This window comes from Phytoactinopolyspora endophytica, from assembly GCF_004138495.1.
GTDB classification, from domain to species: Bacteria; Actinomycetota; Actinomycetes; order Jiangellales; family Jiangellaceae; genus Phytoactinopolyspora; species Phytoactinopolyspora endophytica.
The window spans coordinates 84,328-84,798 of sequence record NZ_ML142850.1 but is presented as its reverse complement, the minus strand read 5'-3'; the positions used below and the strand labels follow the sequence as shown (position 1 = coordinate 84,798).

Here is a 471-nt window from a genome sequence, read left to right as displayed (position 1 = left end):
CGGGTACGTCGGCGGGGGCGGCCGGCCATGTGGTCGTGAGCCGGCCGCCTGGCTCGGCGGCGCCGAACACCACGTCGGCGATCGCCGTGCCGAACTCCTGCCCGCCGAAGTAGCCGAGCACGATGGCCGCTACCTCGTCACGCCAGGGCAGGAGGACCGGGGCTCCCGCGTTCACCACGACGACCGTGCGCGGGTTGGCGGCTGCCACCGCGCGCACGAGGTCGTCCTGGCGACCGGGAAGCGAGAGGTCACTACGGTCGTAGCCCTCCGACTCCACCCGGGAGTTGGTGCCGACGACGACGATCGCTACCTCCGCGGCCTGGGCCGACGCGGCCGCCTGCGCGATGAGCTCGTCCGGGTCGGACGGCGCCGGCGCCAGGCCGACCGTCACGGCGAGGGCGTGGTCCAGTGCGGTGCCGTTCTTCTCCAGATCGAACTCGGCGATGAGCTCGAGAGGAACGCCCGCCGTCG

1 protein-coding gene is annotated in these 471 nt (G+C 73.5%); it reads right to left on the bottom strand.

Translation table 11 applies throughout. The features are described from left to right. Positions 1-471: glycoside hydrolase family 3 protein (locus ELR45_RS36745; protein WP_205855837.1), on the bottom strand; the 471-nt coding region annotated here is incomplete at both ends.